This window comes from Janthinobacterium aestuarii, from assembly GCF_051380835.1.
Classification (GTDB): domain Bacteria; phylum Pseudomonadota; class Gammaproteobacteria; order Burkholderiales; family Burkholderiaceae_D; genus Janthinobacterium; species Janthinobacterium aestuarii.
On sequence record NZ_JBNYXU010000024.1, the window covers coordinates 1 to 1,197 of the forward strand.

The 1,197-nt window shown below is 51.4% G+C and carries 1 rRNA gene; it reads left to right on the plus strand.

Annotated elements, in window-relative coordinates:
• Positions 1–1,156 (plus strand): 23S ribosomal RNA (locus ACQ4WO_RS28100); the annotation flags it as partial.
• Between the last annotated feature and the right edge of the window lie 41 nt (positions 1,157–1,197).

Genomic DNA, 1,197 nt, shown 5'->3' on the forward strand with positions numbered 1-1,197 from the left:
AGGGTGAAAGGGTTGCAATAAACTGGTGGCTGCGACTGTTTAATAAAAACACAGCACTCTGCAAACACGAAAGTGGACGTATAGGGTGTGACGCCTGCCCGGTGCTGGAAGATTAAATGATGGGGTGCAAGCTCTTGATTGAAGTCCCAGTAAACGGCGGCCGTAACTATAACGGTCCTAAGGTAGCGAAATTCCTTGTCGGGTAAGTTCCGACCTGCACGAATGGCGTAACGATGGCCACACTGTCTCCTCCCGAGACTCAGCGAAGTTGAAATGTTTGTGATGATGCAATCTACCCGCGGCTAGACGGAAAGACCCCATGAACCTTTACTGTAGCTTTGCATTGGACTTTGAACCAATCTGTGTAGGATAGGTGGGAGGCTTTGAAGCGGGGACGCTAGTTCTCGTGGAGCCAACCTTGAAATACCACCCTGGTTTGTTTGAGGTTCTAACCTTGGTCCGTTATCCGGATCGGGGACAGTGCATGGTAGGCAGTTTGACTGGGGCGGTCTCCTCCTAAAGTGTAACGGAGGAGTTCGAAGGTACGCTAGATACGGTCGGACATCGTGTTGATAGTGCAATGGCATAAGCGTGCTTAACTGCGAGACTGACAAGTCGAGCAGGTACGAAAGTAGGACATAGTGATCCGGTGGTTCTGTATGGAAGGGCCATCGCTCAACGGATAAAAGGTACTCTGGGGATAACAGGCTGATTCCTCCCAAGAGTTCATATCGACGGGGGAGTTTGGCACCTCGATGTCGGCTCATCACATCCTGGGGCTGTAGCCGGTCCCAAGGGTATGGCTGTTCGCCATTTAAAGTGGTACGTGAGCTGGGTTTAAAACGTCGTGAGACAGTTTGGTCCCTATCTGCCGTGGGCGTTGGAAATTTGAAGGGGGCTGCTCCTAGTACGAGAGGACCGGAGTGGACGAACCTCTGGTGTACCGGTTGTCACGCCAGTGGCATTGCCGGGTAGCTAAGTTCGGAAGAGATAACCGCTGAAAGCATCTAAGCGGGAAACTTGCCTTGAGATGAGATTTCCCAGAGCCTTGAGCTCTTTGAAGGGTCGTTCGAGACCAGGACGTTGATAGGCTGGGTGTGGAAGTGCAGTAATGCATTAAGCTAACCAGTACTAATTGCCCGTACGGCTTGTCCCTATAACCTTAGCAGGTACAGAGGATAAGACGGTACAACGTTG